The organism is Psychroserpens sp. S379A (genome assembly GCF_049800755.1).
Classification (GTDB): domain Bacteria; phylum Bacteroidota; class Bacteroidia; order Flavobacteriales; family Flavobacteriaceae; genus Psychroserpens.
In genome coordinates this window covers 37,243-51,818 of sequence record NZ_JBNAFQ010000003.1, presented here as the reverse complement: position 1 = coordinate 51,818, position 14,576 = coordinate 37,243, and the positions used below count along the sequence as shown (strand labels likewise).

Genomic DNA, 14,576 nt, shown 5'->3' with positions numbered 1-14,576 from the left:
CTTGCAGGTTTTTATTTAGGACAATTCATTTTTCTTAACAAGCATGGTTTTTAAGTATAACAATAATAATACACCAATGCCTCCTAAAGCGATCATAATATACCAAGTGTTTTCATAGCCAAGTATATCTACTAAGCGCAAACCGAAAGAATGACCAAAAATATGAGTTATAGAAAATGCCATGACATACATGGCTAGGTATTCGCCTTGTTTTCCTTTTTTAGCGCGTTCCATTGCAAAGGCATTAGAAAACGGAAACGCAATCATTTCTCCTATAGTCATAAAAAGCATTCCGATAATTAAAATGCCAACCCATGAGGTAAGGTTTAATACATAAAAACTAATAGCAGTCAGTAGCAATCCAAATAGAACTAAGCCAATTTTAGTATAACGACTGTCTTCTAAATATTTTATGAGAGGCATTTCTAAAATAAAAATGATAAAACCGTTAAGTCCTAATAGCAAACCAATGTCTAATTCTGTTAAAGCATGAACCTCTTTATAAAATAATGGAACGGTTGAAAAATACTGAAGGAATATAATACCAAAGATTAGCATTGCTGCAAAGAACACCCAAAAGGGTTTGTCTTTATATACCGAAACAGGATTTTCTGCAACCACATCGTCAATAGGTTTAGCTCTTTTAGGGTTTAACACCATAACTAGAAGCAAGGTTGCTAAAATGCACGTAATACCATCTATCCAGAATAAACCAGAATAGCCAATTGTAGTAATTATGAGTCCACCAATTGCTGGTCCAGCAGAAAAGCCGAGATTAATAGCTAAACGAATTAACGTTACAGAACGTGTTTTGTTTTCAGGTTTGCTATACACGCTCATTGCTACAAACATGGCAGGTCTAAAGGTGTCTGCAACTAGCATTACTAAAAAAATACCAATGCAAATTGAAGCAAAAGTATTAAGATATTGTAATGCAATAAAAAGAATCCCTGTAGATAGTAAGCTCCTTACCATAACTTTGTAATAGCCTATGGAATCTGTTAGTTTTCCTCCAAGCCAAGTGCCAACAACAGAGCCTAAACCAAAGCAAGCCATAATCCAACTAATTTCAGAATTTGAAAATTTAAGGTCAGATTTTAGATAAATGGTTAAAAAAGGAATGACCATTGTTCCAGACCGATTAATAAAAGTCATAAGCGCGAGCCACCAGACCTCTTTAGAGAGTCCTTTAAACGTATTGATATAGTTTTTAAATAGTGTTTTCATTTTTGGTTGATGTATAAAAGTAAAAAGTCCGACAATAATGTCGGACTTTTTATGATTGATTAGTAATATATTTATATTATCATAGCATATGGCAAGTCCGACTCTTTAAAAAAGAAGTCTGTTTTTGTGAATATGTTACGACGCAGTTTTTCATGATCTGTTTTTATTAAGCATCAAATCTATAAAAAAATTATTTAAGTTGTATTTTTGAGATTCAAATTTTAGCTATGAAATATGTTATAAGCTTATTGATATTAGTATTGTTATTGAGCTGTAATGATGAAAAACAACCCATTTTAGGAGATACTGATTATCAACGAAAAGTGAATGCCGAATTTAAAGATGCGTCAAAGTCACCATTAAAGGATAAAGACAGAAAGCACTTTACGGGTTTAGACTTTTTTAAGTTTGATTCAACTTATGTTGTTACTGCTCATTTAAAAGCTACTCCAAATACAGAATGGTTTGATATGAAGACTACCACAAGTCGTGTATCTCCAGAACGTATTTACGGAGTTTTAACCTTTGAACTGAAAGGTCAAACGTTTACATTAAATGTCTATCAAGGCAAGGACACTATGAAGCAAGAAGGATTTGAAGACTATTTGTTTCTTCCGTTTTTAGATGATACTAATGGTGACGAAAGTTATGGAGGTGGACGCTATATTGATTTAAGAATTCCTGAAGGCGATACGATTGAAATCGATTTTAACAAAGCTTATAATCCGTATTGTGCCTACAATGAAAAATATTCTTGTCCGATTGTACCTAGAGCAAACTATTTAGCATTACGAATTGAAGCTGGTGTAAAAGCTTTTAAAAAGTAAAAGCGCCATGTTACCTGACGCTTTTACAGTATTATTGTTTTATGATGCGTTTAGAGATTTCACCAACATTAGTTTTCAATTGTAATAAATAGACACCATTTGAGAGCTTAGATAAATCTATTTTATGTAACTGCTCTTGGGTATAGAAAACTACTTTGCCATTTAAATCTATTAACTGAACGGTTTCAAGAATGACACTTTCAGGTAGTTTTAAATGTATGTTATCATGTGTTGGATTAGGAAACATGCTTATTTCATTTAACGTTTCAGTTTCCAGACCTAAAGTACTGCTCACTTCAAAGTGTGCTCTTTCATAAAGAGACCATGAACCATCAGTATTTTGAACTCTAATATAAACATAATGATCACCTTGAGCCATACTTCCAGAAGTAGAGATAATTAGATTTTCATCTATGCCATCACCAGAAGCAGCAATTTGAGTTCCGTTTCCAAGTCCAGGATCGGTATCAATAAAGTATTCTGCTGCTACAATAGAAGCATTATTAAAAAATGCTGGTGTCTTGACAGCTATAACTGTATGAGTATACAAGCTGTAGGTGCCATTGGTGTTACCCACGCGAACAAATAATCTATGACTACCTGTGGTCAAACCAGTCGTTGGAATTGCTAGATTTTGATTGACGATTTCTGTGTCGGTTAAGTTAATTTGACTTCCCATGCCAACTCCAGGGTCATTATCAAAAAAGTATTCTATGCTATTGATGTCTGCGGTGTTTATATCAGCTAAAGGAACTACAGAAAAAGACACACGATCATACATTGACCAAACATCATCAGCATTTTTAACTCTCAAAAAAGCACGATAACTTCCTTGTGTAAGTGTATTTGTAATAAATGCTAAGTTTTCATTCAAAAGTTCTCCATTAGAAATAGCGATGTTTACAGCGTTTCCAACACCAGGATCTGTGTTAAGGTAGTATTCGGCAGCAGTTATGTTACTCGTATTAAAAACAGCAGGCGCATGCATAATACTAAACGTAACATTATCATAAGTACTATAAGTGCCATCACTGTTTATTGTGCGAATAAATAATTTGTGATTTCCAGCACCAAGTGAGGTCGTAGAAATATTAAACGATTGGTTTACATCTTCAGCCTCAGTAACAGAGAGTTGTGTGCCATTGCCAATTCCAGGATCTGTGTTAAAATAATATTCAAACCCATCAATGTTTGCAGAGTTAAATGTGGCATTTGCATTTCTAATACTGAAACTTTGCGAATAATAATAACCAACAGATCCGTCATCTTTAACCGCACGAACAAACAGTTTGTGATTGCCCGAAGGTAGTCCAGCTGTAGGAATGTTGAAGTTTTGATCAAGTAATTCAACATTTGGGTCTATAGCTATACTTGTACCATTGCCAACACCAGGATCAGTATTAAAGTAATATTCTAATTCAGAAATATCACTTTGAGCAGACATTAAGTATGATGCAAGTATAAATGTTATGTAAATAAGTCGCTTCATAATCATTGTATTTGTGATTATTAGTTAGACTTATTGGCATTAGCTTGAACGTTTACATTTATGTTTTCACCAGCATTAATTAGATTGTTACTGATTGTGAAGTTTGTAAGGTAAGGTAATTCGGTTGGGTAACCACGCATATCAAAATCGTAATCTCCATTATGAATACCAATATCGTTACCATCAGCACCAGCATTTAGACCTGGAGAGCTAGGAGATAGGGTGAAATCATCTTCAGGAGCAATGTCGAATAACGTTGAGGCAACACCTTCGAAAAAAGGATTCTGGCTATCAAAGTTTCCAACACCAGACATCGTAAGACTTATGGTGCCTCCTGTAGACATGTAGCTAATAGAATTATTGATAGTTAGTGTTCTCCCAGCGGTAGGCGCAAACAATGTATTTACACCATTAGAAATGAAAATGTTGTTGAAAACCGTTACATCTCCTGTCATATTAGGGAAAATGTTAACGTTACCCCAAGTAAAATTAATTCTAACAACATTATTGTTAAATACAGTAGTATCGTTAAAGTAGCGTAATGCGTAGGCAGCTGAGGTGCTTCCGTTTAAAAGTGTAATGTGATTGTTCGTAATTACTGTATTAACAGATTTTGTTGGATCTGCATGTAAAGAAATACCGTAATTAATAACATTTCCTCTAATAATCCAATTGTTATTTGTTGTTGCGAGAGTAGCATTAGTAGCACCTACAAAAATAGTTTGGTTGACGTAATTGTCTTCGATTATGATATTATTAGAGGTCGATGAATTAGAAGCGTATGAGATGAAAGTACTTATATAGAAGCCGCTAATTTTAATGTTATCGGCATCAATTCTTACGCTAGTTAATTCGGTTCTTCTGCCATCATTTAAAATAGGAGAGTGACCAGAACCAAATAACGTGATTTCTTTGTCGATTGTTATAGCGCCATACCCTGTTATAGATGGCTGTACATAAATGATGTCACCATTATTTGCTGCAGCAATAGCATCAGTAATGTTATCAAACATATGAGATGGAGAGGTGTCGATTACAGGATCGTTGTCGACAATTAAAATGTTTTGTGCTTGTGCATAGCTCAGCACAAAAATAGTTAATAAAGTAAATAATTTTTTCATGATAATTAGGCTTTAATGATTAATGAATCAAAAGTCCTAATTAATTCAACGTGAGTACATACGTCAAATGTCGTATATTTAAAAAGTTTATTATTTAGCTAGGTAAATTCCAGCAAAAACCGATAGAAAACCTATAACAAAACTAGCAATGGTATATATAGCAAACGAGGTAAAATCTCCCGATTTTAAAAACACATGATTTTCGTAGGCAAAGGTCGAAAATGTCGTAAAACCACCACAAAAACCTGTGGCTAATAATAAAGTTTGGTTGGATGATATGGTGTCGTTTTTGGCAGCCATGCCTAAAATGATTCCAATTAATAAGCTGCCGATGATATTAGCAGCAAAGGTTCCGTAAGGGATTCCGTTTTCAGTAGTATTAAGAAATTTGCCAATAGCAAACCTTAATACACTTCCAAAGCCACCACCAATAAATACAAGTACTAATTGTTTGACCATTATTTTACAGCAATAAAGATTTCTGTAACCCAATTGGCTGGATTTGGAGTTTCCATTGGATCTGTGAGGTACGATTCTAGCATTGGTCCATCTTGAGTAAATTCCAAATTATTAGTTTGGATGTATGACATGGTTTTATCCCAAGCTTCTTTTAGATGCTCATAATTGCCATTTAAAACAGTTTTAACAGCTTTAAACGATTCTAACTGACCAGTAAGTACTTCTGGATCTGTGGTTTCAAATTTTGATGAGGTAGGAACAGCACATGAAAACATGACTGCATTATTGGCTTCATCCCATTTGTGGTAAATCACAAAAGGACTTCCAGCCATCTTGATATTATTAGCAATGGCATAACCACCAATTTTTGGAAACATCTCTTGCATTTTTTCTTTGAAGTTATCCATTTTACATGAGGTAGTATTATAGAGATAAAAACCACCACTATGCTGTGTTACACCTTCTACAGAAATAGAATAGCGTTTCATATCTGCAACTAAAACACTATCTAACAATTCAAGGCCACGCTCGTAATGTGGACCAATCAATTTTTCCATGCCTCCCATTGCAGTAGTATATGCTTTAAACCCAAAAGGCATGTCTTTGCCTTCAATAGTCCATGTGACATCTGTCGTACCATCTTCATTAGATTTTAGAAACCAATTGATATCGTTTTCAGGAAAATCTGCAAATTGCATTTTTTGTGATATTGAAGAATTAGGTTTTGTATCAACAGTTTTCATTGTGCCAACACCATCTTCATCTTCCCAAGAATAAGAACCACCAATGCCTTTGGTTTGGTCGGAAAGTGAGATCATTGTTTCAGGTTTCTCTTCAACCCAAGACGACCAAGCTTCCCAGTTTTTAAAATCTATGATATTATCGTATACCACAGCAGCAGGTGCATTTATTGTTCGGCTTCGTTCTACTTTAAATGCATTGGGTTGTACAGCAATATAAATGGCAAAGCCTATGATTAGGATTAGGATTAAAAATGAAATGTATTTGAGTGCTTTCATCTTTTGAAGATTTTTGATTGTATAATCAAAGATAATCAATTTTAGATGATCTTAATTTTAGAAGATATGAAACCCTAATTAAGGAAAAAGAAGTTAAAAAAGATTATAAATTGAATGGTTACACAAATATAAACTTGATAGTTGCTATAAAAGCAATAAACGATACAAAGGCAATTAATATCCAAACACTACCTCTGTAATACTTTTGATGAAGTTTAAAATCTTTTCGGTAGGCAAAGTAAATGAAGATAATAAATGCTATCGCAAATAAAATTCCAAAAATCAATTGACCATTAGTAAACATATAGCTATTTTTATGCAAAAATAACTAATACTATTGCAAAATTCTGATAAAATCACGTTAATATTTGTGAATTTTTAATAAGTTCCACGAACTCAATAAACTACTAAAAATGAAAAATAAAATAGATGCAGTAAAAGCGTTTCACACTGCTTTTAAAATTGGACATAGAGAAACACCTAAAGCAGATTTGGGTATTGAAAAGAATATGTTGCGTTATAAATTAATGCGCGAAGAAAATGAAGAATATCTTGAAGCAGCAAATGAAAATGATTTAGTAGAAGTTGCAGATGCTTTAGGTGATATGCTTTATATTTTATGTGGAACGATTATAGAACATGGCTTACAATACAAAATTGAAGAAGTTTTTGATGAAATTCAACGCAGTAATATGAGTAAACTAGGTGAAGATGGTGAGCCTATTTATAGAGAAGATGGTAAAGTTTTAAAAGGTCCAAACTATTTTAAACCACATATAAAAGCGATTTTAGAATCCTAAAAAAAGGAAGCCATTTGGCTTCCTTTTTTTTACTTTATTTCATATCTCCAACCATGTTTATCTTCAGCTAGATTATGCTGAATGGAAAGCATATTTTGTTTTAAGGTTGTTGAATAAGATTGTTCATTAATTTCAGGAAGTTCATATTCTACACCATGATATTCAAAAGCAGAAACTGGACTTATTACTGCTGCTGTTCCTGCACCAAATATTTCTTTTAAGCGTCCATTTTTTGATGCTTCAATAATTTCATCAACTTTAATTGGTCTAACTTCACATGTAATGTTGTTGTCTTCGGCCAATTGTATTAAGCTTTTACGTGTAACACCATCTAAAATACGATCACTAGTTGGAGCAGTAATTAAGGTGTCATCAATTCTAAAAAATACATTCATCGTTCCTGCTTCTTCTAAAAAGGTATGTGTATCAGCATCAGTCCAAATCACTTGTTGGTATCCTTTTTCTTGAACCAAACCTGTTGGGTAAAATTGAGCTGCGTAATTACCTGCAGCCTTTGCAAATCCAACACCTCCATTAGCAGAACGGCTATACTTACTAGCAATAGAAACCTTTACAGTACCTTTGTAATACGCCTTAACAGGAGAGCAAATAATCATAAACCTATAATTTTGTGAAGGCGCAGCTGCAATGGCAGAGTCTGTAGCAATCACAAAAGGTCTAATGTATAATGAGTTGCCTTTTCCAGATTGAATCCATGCTCGATCTAGATTTAATAGTGCAGTAAGACCTTCAAAAAAGTATGCTTCAGGAAATTCGGGAATGGCTAATCGTTTTGCCGATTTGTTAATACGTGCAAAGTTTTCATCTGGTCTAAATAAAAAAACATCATCATTATCATCTTTGTAAGCCTTCATACCTTCAAATACAGCTTGACCATAATGAAATACACGAGCAGATGGATCAATTTGCATAGGACCATAAGGTTCTATTTTGGGTTGCTGCCATTTGCCATCAATAAAATCGCAATAAAACATATGATCTGTAAACACTCGTCCAAAAGGGATATTGTCAAAATCTACATCGTGAATTTTAGAAGATTCCCTTTTTACTATATCGATGTCGTAAGTTGAAACTTTACTCATTTTATTTGAAAATTTGATTATGCAAAATTAATCATTTCAGCTTTAAAAAAAGCATAAAAATTAGCTAAAAAATACGTATCTTAGTAGCTTAAAAATTTATCTAAAAATTACACTAAATTATGACACGTATTTTTTTAATGTTAATGCTTACAGTCTTTGTTTTTTCTTGTAAAAATGAGAATAAAGAGGTTAAAGAAAATAATGATATTGCTCAAGAAGTATCAACTAAACAAGAGTTGTCTTACAGTTCTTTTGGAAAGAAAATTAATGCTGATGATGCACTTTCGGCAGAACATATGGCAACACGTTTTGAAGGGATGAGTGTTGGTGATTCTATTGATACTAAAGTGATTGCTAAAGTTGATGAGGTTTGTCAAGCTAAAGGTTGTTGGATGAAAGTTAATCTCGAAAATGGTGAGCAAGCCATGGTGAAGTTTAAAGATTACGGTTTTTTTATGCCTAAAGATATTGCAGGTAGAGAAGTTGTTATAAATGGTAAAGCTTTTGTTAATGAAGTACCTGTTGATGAGCAACGTCACTATGCTGAAGATGCTGGGAAATCTGCCGAAGAGATTGCTAAGATTACTGAGCCTAAAAAAACATTTTCATTTGTTGCTGATGGTGTGTTGTTAAAAGAAGAATAATGATAAAACACATTGCTTTTTTCTGCTTATTAAGTTTGTTTTTTAGTTGTAATTCTTCTGAAGAAAAAACGAAAAAAGAAACAGAGGTAACGATTGTTGATGGTGCAGAACGCTACGATGTGTATCGAGGTTCAGAAATGGCTAACCTTATGAGAGGCATGCATGCTTTTAATGTGCAGCTAAAGCAAGAGGTTATTGATGGAAATGTTACATCTGAATTTCCTGAAGAATTTTTAAAAATTCATTCTGCTGAATTTTCAGAATCAAAATCAAGAAATAAAACCTTCGATCATTATTCGGGACAATTCATTGAAGCACAAAAGTTGGTATTTACTAATGACTCTAACGAGTCACTTGCTCAACGATACAATAATGCCATTAACTTGTGTATAACCTGCCATCAAACCGAATGTACAGGTCCAATTCCGAAGATTAAAAAATTACTGATTAAACCATAAGCTTGAAGCGTAACATAATAACCACAGCAGACGGTTCTAAAACCATTCAAATTGAAGAATGGAACGAACAATACCATTCTGTTCATGGTGCCATACAAGAAGCAAACTATGTGTACATACAACAAGGTTTGCTTTTTTATGTTAGCGAATTTCCAAAAAACTCTATTTCTGTTTTAGAAATTGGCTTTGGTACAGGATTAAATACCATTCTTACGTTACAAGCTTCTGAAAAACTTAACTTAGAGGTTAATTATTTTGGAGTTGAAGCTTATCCTGTATCTTCTCAAGAATTACAGCTTCTTAATTATACTGAAGCATTAAACATTACAGATGATTCTTTTAAAAATATTCATAATTGTGATTGGGAAACTTCACATGCAATCACAGAGCATTTCAGATTAACAAAACAGCAAAAATTCTTTACAGATATAGATGATATAAATTGCTACGACATCATCTATTTTGATGCTTTTGGAGCTAGAGTACAGCCTGAGTTATGGACCGAAGTAATTTTTGAAAAGATGTATAAAGCTTTAAAGCAACATGGTGTTTTGGTAACCTATTCGGCAAAAGGAAGCGTAAAACGCGCGTTAAAGGCTGTTGGTTTTTCTATAGAACGTCTCGATGGACCTCCTGGAAAACGACATATGCTAAGAGCAATTAAACGTTAAACCATTCCTAAATATTAGTTGATTAATAAGAGTTTTATTACTTTTAATATGCGATGAAAACAGTGTTGATAACAGGAGCTACAGGATTAATCGGACAAGAAATTGTGAAGCTTTGTCATGATAATAATTGGACAGTTCATTACTTAACCACTTCAAAAGAAAAGCTATTAAACAAAGAGAATTATAAAGGGTTTTACTGGAATTATAAAAACCAAACCATTGATCTTTCTTGCTTTGAAGGAGTTGATACTATTATAAATTTAGTTGGTGCTACGATTTCAAAGCGATGGACTTCAGATTACAAACAAGAAATCATTAGAAGTAGAACCGAAACTGCTAAGTTTTTATTTGAAACGATTCAGGCTAATAACTTTTCTATAAAGCATATTGTGTCTGCTAGTGCTATAGGAATCTATCCTAGTTCTCAAACCAATTATTATGAAGAAGATTTTCAAAACACTTCTCAATCGTTTTTAGGTCAGGTTGTAGAACAATGGGAAAGTGCAGTTGATCAATTTTCGCCTTTAGGAATTAAAGTATCAAAAATAAGAATAGGTTTAGTGCTTTCTGAAAAAGGAGGAGCTTTACCAGAATTAGTTAAGCCAATACGATTTGGAGCAGGAGCAGCTTTTGGTAATGGACAACATTGGCAATCTTGGATACATATTGAAGATTTAGCTCAGCTTTTTGTACACATTATAAAAAATAACTTAGAGGGAATTTACAATGGAGTAGCTCCAAACCCTGTAAGTAATTTAGAATTGACTAAAACCGTTGCTAGAGTATTAAATAAGCCTCTTATGTTACCAAACATTCCTAAATTTATAATGAAATTAGTTTTAGGTGAGATGCATATTTTATTATTTGAGAGTCAGCGTGTGAGTTCTCAAAAAGTTGAAAATACAGGTTTTGAGTTTAAATATCATCATTTAGAACCAGCTATTAGAGCTATGTTAAACTAAAAAAGCCACTCTAAGCGAGTGACTTTAGTCCTTTTTTATACAAAATCAATTCCTAAGCCTTTTTTGCTTTGATATTAATTTTTAGCTCAATGTCATCATTAATAAAACGATCTCCTAAATTATCAAAAATTGATTTAGAACCGTAATTAACATTCCATTTTGTTCTATCAATTGTAAAAGGCTCACTTTCAATAGTTATTTGGTCACCATTGTTAGTAATCGTCACTGGAAATGAGATATTGTGCTTTTGACCTTTAATAGATAGGTTACCAGATAATTTCGTTTTTCCTGCAGCTAACGATTCTGTGCCTGTTATTTCAAATGCAGCAGTAGGAAACTTAGTAACATCAAAGAAATGGTCTTCTTTTTCTTCAACAGTTCCTTTTAAATGTGCTTCAAGATCTTCTTTTCCATCGCCAGCCTCTAAATCGGTTACAATAATACTAGTCATGTCAATTAAAAAGGTACCACTTTGTAACTTACCATCATCGGTTTTAAATACACCATTATCGAGACTTATAGTTCCATTATGAGTACCTGTTGGTTTAAAACCTTTCCATTCAATGGTAGACTCTGCAACGTTTACTGTGTACTTTTCAGAAGTACTTTTGCTAATCGCTGCTGCTTCAGCATCACTTGTGTTAGCTTCTTCAGCTTTGTCTTTACATCCAACAATTGAAAGAGTAAATACTAGTGATAATGCAATAGGTAATATGTTTTTCATCTTTTAAAATAAGTTTTAGTGTTAATTTTCCAAAATTAATCATTTCTGAATAGACCTCAAACATTAATTTTTTTTGATGACATTTTGACATTTTAATAATAATGGCAGTACTTTTGCCAATCTTAAATCTAAGATTTACAAAAAATAACCAATAATGGGTAAAAAAGATAAAAACGAAGCTATTAAAGATACAGAAGTTAAAGACACTTCTAATAATGAAACACAAGTAGAAGAACTTTCTGTTGAAGAGCAATTACAAGAAGAACTTGGTAAAGAAAAAGAAAAGTTCTTACGTTTATTTGCTGAATTTGAAAATTATAAGAAGAGAACTTCAAAAGAACGTGTAGAACTATTTAAAACAGCAAGTGAAGATGTCATGTTGGCAATGCTTCCTGTGTTAGATGATTTTGAACGCGCATTAACTCATATTGAAGACGATAAAGAAGCCGAAGAACTTCGCAAAGGAGTGCTTTTAATTTATAATAAATTATTAACCACACTTAACCAAAAAGGGTTACAAAAACTAGAAGTAAATTCTGGTGATGTTTTTGATGCAGACATGCATGAAGCCATTACTCAAATTCCTGCACCTTCCGAAGATTTAAAAGGTAAAATTGTTGATGTGGTTGAAAAAGGATATAAACTTGGAGATAAAGTGATTCGTTTTCCGAAAGTAGTCATAGGACAATAAACATTAATTTAAAACTCTGTTTTTCTTCTGAAGAACAGTTAAACTAACATGGCAAAAAGAGATTATTACGACATATTAGGTATCAATAAAAATGCCTCAGAATCTGAGATAAAGAAAGCCTATCGTAAGATGGCAATTAAATACCATCCAGATAAAAACCCAGACGATAAAGACGCTGAAGCAAAGTTTAAAGAAGCTGCCGAAGCTTACGAAGTATTGAGTAATGCCGATAAAAAAGCGAGATACGACCAGTTTGGTCACCAAGCATTTGATGGTGCAGGAGGCTTTGGTGGAGGTGGCATGAATATGGATGACATATTCAGTCAGTTTGGTGATATTTTCGGAGGTGCTTTTGGAGGTGGAGGAGGTTTCTCTGGTTTTGGAGGTGGCTTTGGTGGAGGTCAAAGACGTGTTAAAGGCAGCAATCTTCGTATACGTGTAGCACTTACCCTAGATGAAATTGCTAATGGTGTTGAAAAGAAAATTAAAGTAAAACGAAAAATACAAGCGCCTGGAACTACATACAAAACATGTAGTACCTGTAATGGAACTGGTCAAGTTACTAGAGTTACAAATACGATTCTAGGAAGAATGCAAACCTCTGCGGCTTGTCCTACCTGTGGTGGAGCAGGACAAAGTATTGATAAAAAGCCTAGTGATGCAGATGCTCAAGGACTTAAAGTTCAAGAAGAAACTGTGTCTGTTAAAATTCCTGCTGGAGTTGTAGACGGGATGCAATTAAAAGTAACTGGTAAAGGTAATGAAGCTCCTGGTAATGGTATTTCTGGAGATTTATTAGTCGTTATTGAAGAAAAAGAACACGACACACTTAAACGAGAAGGTGATAATTTGCATTATGATCTCTATGTTAGTTTACCTGATGCTGTTTTAGGAACCTCAAAAGAAATTGATACGGTTACTGGTAAAGTTAGAATTAAAGTTGAAGCTGGTGTTCAGTCTGGTAAAATTTTGCGCTTACGCGGAAAAGGTATTCCTAGTATTAATGGCTACGGAACAGGAGACTTATTGGTTCATGTTAATGTATGGACACCTAAAACTTTAAATAAGCAACAAAAAGAATTTTTTGAACGCATGAAAGATGATGAGCACTTCAATCCTAAACCAGAAAGTAGTGATAAATCTTTTTTTGAAAAAGTTAAAGATATGTTTTCATAAAAAAGGGTGTTTTAATAAAAAACACTATATTTGAATATCACTAATTTATTTTAGTGGTAATTTTTCTTTTTCATAGCAATTTTTTCCCATCCTTAATTTATTAAGGGTGGGTTTTGTTTTTTAAGCACAGTTAATGAGTTTGTTAGACGATTGGTATATCTTTTTAATATGTCTGACTTTAATGTTGAATCTAAAAAATAGTAGGTGTAAGCATTCAAATCATCAGTAACATTTTTATCTTTACACGTTTCAAAATATAACCTTTCAATTTTAATTTATGAATAACCTCTTAGTTGCTGATTCAGTGTCTAAAAGTTTTGGAGAGTTTAAAGCACTTAACTCAGTGTCTGTTTCAGTTCCCAAAGGAAGTATCTTTGGTTTATTAGGTCCTAATGGAGCAGGTAAAACAACACTAATACGTATCATTAATCAAATTACAATGCCAGATACTGGTCGTGTACTTTTAGATGGTGAAGCTTTAAAACCTGAGCACATACAAAATATTGGATATTTACCTGAAGAACGTGGCTTGTATAAGTCTATGAAAGTTGGTGAACAAGCCTTATACTTAGCTCAACTTAAAGGTCTGACCAAGCAAGAAGCTAGAAAGCGACTAAAATATTGGTTTGAAAAATTAGAAATTGGTGATTGGTGGAACAAAAAAATTCAAGAACTTAGTAAAGGTCAAGCCCAAAAAATTCAATTTATTGTAACGGTTTTACATCAACCAAAATTGTTGATCTTTGATGAACCTTTTTCTGGTTTTGATCCTATTAATGCTAATTTAATTAAAGATGAAATTCTTCAGCTTAGAGATGAAGGCGCAACTGTGATTTTTTCAACACATCGAATGGAATCTGTTGAAGAGCTTTGCGATCATATTGCTTTAATACACAAATCGAATAAAGTGCTTGATGGTAAGTTAACAGATATAAAACGAGAGTTTAAAACCAATACCTTTGAGGTCGGACTTCAAACAGCTAATATTGAAAGTGTTTCAAATGCTATAAAAGAAAAATTTGAAGTCTTTCCAGCCACATTCAAAAATTTAAACGATGATGTTAAGATGAATGTAAAGTTAAACGCTAATGATTCGTCTAACGATTTATTGTCATTTTTAACTTCAAAAGCAGAGGTGCATCATTTTGTTGAAGTGATTCCAAGTGCAAACGATATTTTTATTCAAACAATACAAAATAATTAAG

Annotated in this window: 16 protein-coding genes; 9 read left to right on the top strand and 7 right to left on the bottom strand. The window is 33.2% G+C overall.

Annotated features, from left to right (window positions below):
• Positions 1 to 15: 15 nt before the first annotated feature.
• A complete protein-coding gene (locus tag ACP15M_RS09320; RefSeq protein ID WP_425076939.1) occupies positions 16 to 1,227 on the bottom strand; it encodes an MDR family MFS transporter in 1,212 nt (403 codons plus the stop codon).
• 227 nt (positions 1,228 to 1,454) lie between these two features.
• On the opposite strand from ACP15M_RS09320, the gene ACP15M_RS09315 reads away from it, so the two are divergent.
• The gene (locus tag ACP15M_RS09315) at positions 1,455 to 2,054 is read left to right on the top strand and encodes a DUF1684 domain-containing protein (protein WP_425076938.1); all 600 of its coding nucleotides are present in this window, start codon (positions 1,455 to 1,457) and stop codon (positions 2,052 to 2,054) included.
• Positions 2,055 to 2,085: 31 nt separating this feature from the next.
• On the opposite strand, the gene ACP15M_RS09310 is transcribed toward ACP15M_RS09315, so the two are convergent.
• From ACP15M_RS09310 to ACP15M_RS09295, 4 genes are all read right to left on the bottom strand, one after another.
• Complete coding sequence (locus ACP15M_RS09310; RefSeq protein WP_425076937.1) at positions 2,086 to 3,543, bottom strand: T9SS type A sorting domain-containing protein; 1,458 nt, start codon at positions 3,541 to 3,543, stop codon at positions 2,086 to 2,088.
• A 20-nt stretch (positions 3,544 to 3,563) separates the two neighbouring features.
• The gene (locus ACP15M_RS09305) at positions 3,564 to 4,664 is read right to left on the bottom strand and encodes a hypothetical protein (protein ID WP_425076936.1); all 1,101 of its coding nucleotides are present in this window, start codon (positions 4,662 to 4,664) and stop codon (positions 3,564 to 3,566) included.
• 90 nt (positions 4,665 to 4,754) lie between these two features.
• Positions 4,755 to 5,123, bottom strand: coding sequence for a fluoride efflux transporter CrcB (crcB, locus tag ACP15M_RS09300; RefSeq protein WP_425076935.1), 369 nt, complete (start codon positions 5,121 to 5,123; stop codon positions 4,755 to 4,757).
• Positions 5,123 to 6,142: an SRPBCC family protein gene (locus tag ACP15M_RS09295; RefSeq protein WP_425076934.1), complete on the bottom strand. Its 1,020-nt coding sequence runs from the start codon at positions 6,140 to 6,142 to the stop codon at positions 5,123 to 5,125. The genes crcB and ACP15M_RS09295 overlap by 1 nt, the downstream gene beginning before the upstream one ends.
• A 413-nt stretch (positions 6,143 to 6,555) precedes the next feature.
• Between ACP15M_RS09295 and ACP15M_RS09290 the strand changes: the two genes are divergently transcribed.
• On the top strand, positions 6,556 to 6,942 hold the full coding sequence (locus ACP15M_RS09290; RefSeq protein WP_425076933.1) for a hypothetical protein: 387 nt from the start codon (positions 6,556 to 6,558) through the stop codon (positions 6,940 to 6,942).
• 29 nt (positions 6,943 to 6,971) lie between these two features.
• Here the strand turns inward: ACP15M_RS09290 and ACP15M_RS09285 are convergent, their stop codons facing one another.
• A complete protein-coding gene (locus ACP15M_RS09285) occupies positions 6,972 to 8,045 on the bottom strand; it encodes a branched-chain amino acid aminotransferase (RefSeq protein WP_425076932.1) in 1,074 nt (357 codons plus the stop codon).
• A 119-nt stretch (positions 8,046 to 8,164) separates the two neighbouring features.
• Here ACP15M_RS09285 and ACP15M_RS09280 point away from each other — a divergent pair, with 119 nt between their 5' ends.
• The 4 genes from ACP15M_RS09280 to ACP15M_RS09265 are packed head-to-tail and all read left to right on the top strand — an operon-like array spanning position 8,165 to position 10,780.
• Positions 8,165 to 8,689 (top strand): DUF4920 domain-containing protein, encoded by a 525-nt coding sequence (locus ACP15M_RS09280; protein WP_425076931.1) that lies wholly within the window; start codon positions 8,165 to 8,167, stop codon positions 8,687 to 8,689.
• The gene (locus ACP15M_RS09275) at positions 8,689 to 9,147 is read left to right on the top strand and encodes a hypothetical protein (RefSeq protein ID WP_425076930.1); all 459 of its coding nucleotides are present in this window, start codon (positions 8,689 to 8,691) and stop codon (positions 9,145 to 9,147) included. The genes ACP15M_RS09280 and ACP15M_RS09275 overlap by 1 nt, the downstream gene beginning before the upstream one ends.
• 2 nt (positions 9,148 to 9,149) lie before the next feature.
• Positions 9,150 to 9,818, top strand: a complete 669-nt coding sequence (gene mnmD / locus ACP15M_RS09270) for a tRNA (5-methylaminomethyl-2-thiouridine)(34)-methyltransferase MnmD (protein ID WP_425076929.1) — start codon at positions 9,150 to 9,152, stop codon at positions 9,816 to 9,818.
• A gap of 53 nt (positions 9,819 to 9,871) precedes the next feature.
• Positions 9,872 to 10,780 carry a TIGR01777 family oxidoreductase gene (locus ACP15M_RS09265; protein ID WP_425076928.1) on the top strand — a complete coding sequence of 303 codons (909 nt, stop codon included), beginning with the start codon at positions 9,872 to 9,874 and terminating at the stop codon, positions 10,778 to 10,780.
• A 52-nt stretch (positions 10,781 to 10,832) separates the two neighbouring features.
• Here ACP15M_RS09265 and ACP15M_RS09260 read toward each other — a convergent pair whose 3' ends face one another.
• Positions 10,833 to 11,504 (bottom strand): YceI family protein, encoded by a 672-nt coding sequence (locus ACP15M_RS09260; protein WP_425076927.1) that lies wholly within the window; start codon positions 11,502 to 11,504, stop codon positions 10,833 to 10,835.
• 154 nt (positions 11,505 to 11,658) lie between these two features.
• Here ACP15M_RS09260 and ACP15M_RS09255 point away from each other — a divergent pair, with 154 nt between their 5' ends.
• The 3 genes from ACP15M_RS09255 (at position 11,659) to ACP15M_RS09245 (ending at position 14,575) form a co-directional block, all read left to right on the top strand.
• A complete protein-coding gene (locus ACP15M_RS09255; RefSeq protein WP_425076926.1) occupies positions 11,659 to 12,195 on the top strand; it encodes a nucleotide exchange factor GrpE in 537 nt (178 codons plus the stop codon).
• 48 nt (positions 12,196 to 12,243) lie between these two features.
• Positions 12,244 to 13,371: a molecular chaperone DnaJ gene (dnaJ, locus tag ACP15M_RS09250; RefSeq protein WP_425076925.1), complete on the top strand. Its 1,128-nt coding sequence runs from the start codon at positions 12,244 to 12,246 to the stop codon at positions 13,369 to 13,371.
• A gap of 277 nt (positions 13,372 to 13,648) precedes the next feature.
• Entirely contained in the window at positions 13,649 to 14,575 is a 927-nt protein-coding gene (locus ACP15M_RS09245) for an ABC transporter ATP-binding protein (protein WP_425076924.1), read from the top strand.
• Position 14,576 lies beyond the last annotated feature (1 nt).

Coding starts and splice junctions, on each gene's coding strand:
- ACP15M_RS09320 (WP_425076939.1), bottom strand. CDS start 1,227: ATGAAAACACTATTTAAAAACTATATCAATACGTTTAAAGGACTCTCT.
- ACP15M_RS09315 (WP_425076938.1), top strand. CDS start 1,455: ATGAAATATGTTATAAGCTTATTGATATTAGTATTGTTATTGAGCTGT.
- ACP15M_RS09310 (WP_425076937.1), bottom strand. CDS start 3,543: ATGAAGCGACTTATTTACATAACATTTATACTTGCATCATACTTAATG.
- ACP15M_RS09305 (WP_425076936.1), bottom strand. CDS start 4,664: ATGAAAAAATTATTTACTTTATTAACTATTTTTGTGCTGAGCTATGCA.
- crcB (WP_425076935.1), bottom strand. CDS start 5,123: ATGGTCAAACAATTAGTACTTGTATTTATTGGTGGTGGCTTTGGAAGT.
- ACP15M_RS09295 (WP_425076934.1), bottom strand. CDS start 6,142: ATGAAAGCACTCAAATACATTTCATTTTTAATCCTAATCCTAATCATA.
- ACP15M_RS09290 (WP_425076933.1), top strand. CDS start 6,556: ATGAAAAATAAAATAGATGCAGTAAAAGCGTTTCACACTGCTTTTAAA.
- ACP15M_RS09285 (WP_425076932.1), bottom strand. CDS start 8,045: ATGAGTAAAGTTTCAACTTACGACATCGATATAGTAAAAAGGGAATCT.
- ACP15M_RS09280 (WP_425076931.1), top strand. CDS start 8,165: ATGACACGTATTTTTTTAATGTTAATGCTTACAGTCTTTGTTTTTTCT.
- ACP15M_RS09275 (WP_425076930.1), top strand. CDS start 8,689: ATGATAAAACACATTGCTTTTTTCTGCTTATTAAGTTTGTTTTTTAGT.
- ACP15M_RS09265 (WP_425076928.1), top strand. CDS start 9,872: ATGAAAACAGTGTTGATAACAGGAGCTACAGGATTAATCGGACAAGAA.
- ACP15M_RS09260 (WP_425076927.1), bottom strand. CDS start 11,504: ATGAAAAACATATTACCTATTGCATTATCACTAGTATTTACTCTTTCA.
- ACP15M_RS09255 (WP_425076926.1), top strand. CDS start 11,659: ATGGGTAAAAAAGATAAAAACGAAGCTATTAAAGATACAGAAGTTAAA.
- dnaJ (WP_425076925.1), top strand. CDS start 12,244: ATGGCAAAAAGAGATTATTACGACATATTAGGTATCAATAAAAATGCC.
- ACP15M_RS09245 (WP_425076924.1), top strand. CDS start 13,649: ATGAATAACCTCTTAGTTGCTGATTCAGTGTCTAAAAGTTTTGGAGAG.